Source organism: Nocardia sp. NPDC004722 (assembly GCF_053601505.1).
On record NZ_JBSGBY010000539.1, the window covers coordinates 1 to 5,876 of the forward strand.

Consider the following 5,876-nt stretch of genomic DNA (forward strand, 5'->3'; position numbering starts at 1 on the left):
GCTGTGCCCGCTGCCCGGCGGCCTGGCCGAGCACTGGTTCGGGCTCACCGTGACCGGCCCGATCGCCCGGACCGCGGGCGATGCGGCCGCCGTGCTCGCGGTGCTGGCCGAGGACCCCACCCTCGCCGCCCTCACACCCGAACCTTCACTCCGCATCGCGATCTCGACCCGCAGCCCCTCTCCTCTGGGCCGTCCCGATGCTCAGCAGCGAGCCGCTGTCGAGCGAGCCGCCGACCTGCTGCGATCAGCCGGGCACAGCGTCCGGACCGTGGACCGTTCGTATCCGGTATCGCTGCTCCAGGATTGGGGCGCTCGCTGGCTGGCCGGGATCGCCGAGGAAGCCGAAACCCTCGGCCTCGACCCCGCCGCCCTGGAACAACGCACGCGCGCCATGCTGCACCGCGGCAACCGAACCCGCCGTTCCGGCGGCCCTCGCCCCTCCACCTGGCCTGCCCGCGCCCGCGACTGGTTCACCGACGCCGACATCCTGCTCACCCCCACCCTGGCACGCGGCCCCCAGCCCGCCGGTGCCCTGCGCGACAAAAGCTATCCGCGCACGTATCTCGCCTCTGCTCGAACCGTCCCCTTCGCCCAAGCCTGGAATCTCGCCGGATTCCCCGCAGTCTCCGTACCCATCCCCGCCCCAACCGGCCAACCCGCCTCAGTTCAGCTGATCGGCTTGCCAGGCACCGAACGCCAACTCCTCACCACCGCAGCGCAATTGACCTAGCGAACCGCGAAGTTCAAGGGCCCCGGACTCCAGAGTCCGGACCGGCTCAGCGTGGTGGTGTCGAGTTCAGCGGGGGCGGCCTTCGAGTCGTAGGGCGCCAACTCGAGCAGGTCGCCCCAGTTTCGCTTCCAGTTGTCGCGCAGATAGGTGGGCATGGTCTTGGTGGCGGCGAGAAGATCGGTGTACCCGAGAGGTCCGCCGGAGGTGTGACTCTCCCAGTTCGTGGTCATGATGGTGGCCGAGAATTCCGGGGTGATGCGGTATTCGGGTACCTCGGCCACCCCGTCGCGGTGCGGCATGGGTTGCTGGCACGGGAACTGGAGCCCGACGAGCCAGTCCATCAGGACGGGGGTGGAGTGGCCCACGACCGAGTCGAGACTTTGCAGGCGAGGGACGCGAGGCGGGGTGAGGGCCACCCATTGCTGCGGGTCGGAGCTGTCGACCGAGGCCACGATGCGCACGGTATTCGCCTGGGGCGGCACACGATTCAGTGGGAGGCGGAGGTTTCGCCAGGCGGGTTGCAGGACGCTCACGTCATCGGGGGTCAGGCGGCCCAGCGCCTCGATGTTTCCGGCCTCGGCCACACCGTATTCGAGTTGGACGCTTTGGCCCGGCACGGGGAGATTGTCCAGGTCGGTCGAGGCGACGCGTCCCGCGACGGCGATCGAGATGATCTCGCCACGTCCTGCCGCGCTGTGCGGATCGGGCAGACGGTACCAACCGGAGACCAATGTCTTCGCCGCACCCGGGCTTCCGTAGCTGCCCAGCAGCGGTGTCGTGGCCGGATCCAGGCCGAACGGCAGCGGGATGGTACTGCCGTTGATGCCGGTGCGTGGTCCGGCGCCGGACCCGCTCGCGCCGTCGGTCGCGGATTTGGTGGTGGTCCCGGCGCTGCCGAGTGACTGCCCCACCGAGGCGGCGGCCGCGTCGGAGGCGTCGGGGACCAGATCGTTGAGATTGACGCCGTTCGCGGTGAAGCCGTCCTCGGTTCCGGCGCCCAGCGCGGTCGCGGGGTCACCGGAAACCGGCGACAGGACACCGTTGTTCGGGTCGCGTTCGACCAGGACGTCGTCGGCCAGGCCGCACGGTTTCCCGGCCAACGCCGAGAGGTTCGACTTCGCGATCGAGTACGACGGATACTGGGAGACCGCGGCCTTGACGAACGAGGCGACCTCGAACAGCACGACCAGTCCCACCGCCACGGTCAACATCGGGATTCGCCGACGCGGTGACCGTTCGGCGGGCAGGAACGGTGCACGCACGTGCAGCCAGCCCGCCGCCGCGACCGTCGCCAGCGACAGCGCCAGAAAGACTGTGCCGAGCGAGATTCCGTGTATCGAGATGGGCTTGTCCCACCAGGGGATTCCGTAGCTGCCCACATACCACCAGCTGTTGGAGCTGGCGAACGACAGCGCCAGCAGGGCGAGAACCGCGGCGGCCACCAGCGCGCGGTTGCGCGCCGAGCGGATCACGCGCGGGCCGGTCGCGACGGCCGCGACCACGGCGACCGCCCCGGCGAGACCCGCGAACACGCCCAGGTGGTGGGTGAACTTGGTGGGAGAGAACGTCATCAGCGGGATCGCGGCGATCGTGGTGCCGACGATCCGCCGGGTCGGTCCCGCCGCCAGGCCCGGAATCCGGCCGCCGCGGCGCAGCAGCGCCAGCAATGCCACACCCAGGGCCAGGAAGAGGGCCAGCATGGCGAAGCGGCGGGCCAGCGAGCCGTCCGGGATCGGCTGGAAGAGGTTCTGGTACACGAGATACTCGTCGTACCACGGCATTTTCGGGCCGACCGCCTGGTGGGCCGCCAGCATGGGAGACACCGCGGACAGCGGCTGGCCGATGAACACGATCGTCAGGACCAGCGTGCCCGCCGCCAGCGCGGGGGCGATCACCGCGAGGTAGCCGATGGTTCGGGCACGGGCCACGACGATCTGCGCGAGCGGACGTGCCCCGGCGAGCAACGCCGCGAAACAGATCAGCCCGGACGGGTTGGTCACCACGGCGAACGCGGCGGGCAGTAGCGCGAGGACGGCGGGTGTCAGCCGACGAGTCGCCAGTGCGCGTTCCATCGACACCCAGGTGAGCAGAACACCCAGCGCCACAGCGGGTTCCGGGCGCAAACCGTTGTTGTAGGGCAGCCAGAAGGCCAGGAACAGCAACCCGCCCGCCCAGCGCGCGGCCCGCTCGGTCCGGGCCGCGATACCCAGCCGCGGCACCACCTCACGGCTGATCAGCAGCCAGCACACGATCGCGATCAGCAGTCCCGGCAGTCGCACCGCGATGCTCGCCGGCCACAGCTGGGCCATGACGGCGAAGAAGTAGTCATAAGGGATGCCGATGGGCGTCTCCGGCACGCCGAAGTAGGCGAAGTAGTTGGCCAGATAGCCCGCGTGCCCGGCGGTTCGGGCCATGCCGAGGATGTAGCCGTCGTCGGCGGTGCCCGCGCCGATGAAGTACCAGACCACGAGTATCCCGATGATCACACCGTCCACCGGCCTGGGCCGCCACCAGCGGCGCGGCAGCACCCGCCGGTTGCGACGGCCGTCGAGACCGTCGAGCCGATGCAGCGCCCACAGGGCCAGCGCCGTGGCCAGCAAGGCTCCGATGATCGCGGCCAGCTTCCACGCTGTCGGCGACGTCGTGAAGCGCGAGTCGATCACGACGTCGGCCCGAGCGCCCAGCGCGGCGGGATCGGAGATATCGGTGAACAAACCCACGACCTGCGGGCGGAAATCGCCTGGCAGCGTGACCGGTTCGCCGATTCCGGCGGACACGGTGGTGCCGGTGGCGTCGGAGGTGATCGATACCGTGCAGCCCGGCGGCAGCTCGGCGAGCGCGGCATCGAGCAGGGTCCGGTCGCGCAGCACCACCTGCAATCGACCACCGCTCTGCTGCGGCGTGACAACGACATTCAAGCCGTAGTGCCAGGCTTGCCCGGAGGCGGGCGGCACGGTCGACACCAGATTCCCGCCGTGCTCGGCGATTCCTGCCGTTGCGGCACAGGGGATGTCGACGGTCAGGGTCGTCGGGGAGTACGACACCAGCGGTGCGGTCAGGCTGCCCGGGTGCCCGGTTTGCGGCCAATGCAGCGACGACTGCTGCTGATGCACCGGCAGGATCGGCACCAGCACGGCGAGTATCGCACCGATCAGCCCGGCCGCCACCGCGATTCGCCGCCACCACCTCGCACCATCGACCACGGGATCCCGCGGGACATGGACGGGGACGCGCTCCAGGCTACGAGTCACCGTGCAAGATCTAGTTGAAACACTTGTTACAGTCAAGGGGTGACAGGCCGGGCCGACTCCGCGAAGCGCGCGACGCTGCTGGATCAGGCATCTGAAATCCTTTCCCGCAGTGGCGTTGTCGACACCTCACTGCGCTCCCTGGCCACCCAGCTGGGCACCAGCGGCCGCATGCTCATCTACTATTTCGGCTCCAAGGAACAACTGATCCTCGACGTCCTGGCCCACATGCAACGCCAATTCACCCCGGACCCCGAGATCTCCACCTCCCTGGCGGACCTGCGCGCCTACCTCCTGGCCGACTGGGAGTCGATCACCCGCGGCGAACGCCGAGTCGCCGTTCGAATCCTGCTCCAGGTCTTCGGCGCCTCCTGCACCCAGCACAGCCCCTACGCCCCCTACGCCACCGAGACCCTCACCCAGTTGATCACCAACTTCGAGGCCCGCCTTCACGCGGTGGGTATGCCGCCCGCCACCGCCGCCGCCCGGGCCACGCTCGGCCTGAGCGCCCTCCAGGGCTATCTCATCCGCTACTTCACCGCCCCCGACCCCACGGTCATCGACCGAGAATTCCTCCAGCTCGTCGATGACGTGCTGCTCGCGCCCTTCTCGACCCAGCTTCGGGAGTAGCACAGCGCAAGTTTGATGATCTTGGTCGGCGCGCATCCAAGATCATTTGCCGAAAGGTTGCTATGTTCTGCCGTCGGTTGTAGGACACGGCACCGAGGAGGCGATGTGGGTCTTGCTTATCTGCGGTCGGACGCCGACCGGGCATTCGGGGTCGGGACCGGGCGAGTCCTGTTGCGCGAGGGGACCTCCGCCGTGCGGGATATGGTGACGGCAGCCCGGCGGGGACGGGGTGCGAGCCGGGTCAGGGCTGCGCACTGGATGGCCCGACGATTTCTCGGGGCAGCCGGGCGGCCGCTGGCCGGGGAGACGCTCATCCGTCTGGACTTCGGTGTTCCGGGTGGCCGTGCGCCGATCGTAGTGCGCCGCAACCAGAGCGATCTGTTGATCCTGTGGCAGATTTTCCTGCAGCGTTTCTACGAGCTGGATCAGGTCTACCGTCTGGACTCACCCATCGACTCCCTGGACACCATCGTCGACCTCGGCGGCAACACCGGCCAGGCCGCGGCCTATCTCACCGCGCGCTACCGGCCGCGACGGCTGCTGACGGTGGAACCGATTGCCGAGAGTCGTGTTGTGCTGCAACGTAATCGGGAGCTGTCGGGCCTGGACTGGATCGTGGAGGACTGCGCGGTGGCGGGCGCGGAGGGTGAACTCGAATTCGAGGTCAGTGCGTTCTGGGACACGTGCACCGCGGTGCCGGAGGTGTACGAGTTGCGGCGACAGCGCCCGTGGCGGCTGGAGAACACCCTGAGCCGTCCATCGCGAAAGATACTCGCGCGCACCGTCGACGAGTTGCTCGACCGGCACGGCATCACCCATGTCGACCTGCTCAAGGTCGACGTGGAAGGCAGCGAAGTCGACATCTTCGCCACGCCACAGCCGTGGATGGAGCGGGTGGACCGCATCGTGCTGGAGGTTCACGACAAATACATCGACGGCGAGATCGTGCGAAACACCATCAAGCAAGCCGGATTCCATCGCATCGCGCCGCGACTGCCCGACCCGCCCGGCTTCAATCCGGTCGAACTGTACTGGCGTGACGGACTCCCCGAATGAGGCCTGCCCGCCCGGCTGCCATCGTGTTCGACTGCGACGGCACCCTCGCCGATACTCACGACTGCGTCCGCGACGCGGTCGACCGGATCTTCACCCGCCGTGACCGCGGCTGCCCGGACGACCTCCGCGCGGCCGCGACCTCCGGGCTCGGATTGCCCGCTCTGGCAACAATGATCGCGGATGCCCTGGACACCGCCGCAACGGATATCGGC

The 5,876-nt window shown here is 68.6% G+C and carries 4 protein-coding genes and 1 pseudogene; 4 read left to right on the plus strand and 1 reads right to left on the minus strand.

Going from position 1 to position 5,876, the window contains the following annotated elements; translation table 11 throughout:
* On the plus strand, positions 1 to 730 hold a 730-nt coding region (locus tag ACWELQ_RS35785; protein ID WP_452401442.1), incomplete at its 5' end, for an amidase family protein.
* On the opposite strand, the gene ACWELQ_RS35790 is transcribed toward ACWELQ_RS35785, so the two are convergent.
* Positions 727 to 3,981 (minus strand): arabinosyltransferase domain-containing protein, encoded by a 3,255-nt coding sequence (locus ACWELQ_RS35790; RefSeq protein ID WP_452401443.1) that lies wholly within the window; start codon positions 3,979 to 3,981, stop codon positions 727 to 729. The two genes, ACWELQ_RS35785 and ACWELQ_RS35790, sit on opposite strands and share 4 nt — an antisense overlap.
* 39 nt (positions 3,982 to 4,020) lie before the next feature.
* Here ACWELQ_RS35790 and ACWELQ_RS35795 point away from each other — a divergent pair, with 39 nt between their 5' ends.
* From ACWELQ_RS35795 to ACWELQ_RS35805, 3 genes and pseudogenes are all read left to right on the plus strand, one after another.
* Positions 4,021 to 4,608, plus strand: coding sequence for a TetR/AcrR family transcriptional regulator (locus tag ACWELQ_RS35795; RefSeq protein ID WP_452401444.1), 588 nt, complete (start codon positions 4,021 to 4,023; stop codon positions 4,606 to 4,608).
* Between the two features lie 105 nt (positions 4,609 to 4,713).
* Complete coding sequence (locus ACWELQ_RS35800) at positions 4,714 to 5,664, plus strand: FkbM family methyltransferase (protein WP_452401445.1); 951 nt, start codon at positions 4,714 to 4,716, stop codon at positions 5,662 to 5,664.
* Positions 5,661 to 5,876: pseudogene (locus tag ACWELQ_RS35805) on the plus strand (hypothetical protein); the annotation flags it as partial. The gene ACWELQ_RS35800 and the pseudogene ACWELQ_RS35805, both read left to right, overlap by 4 nt.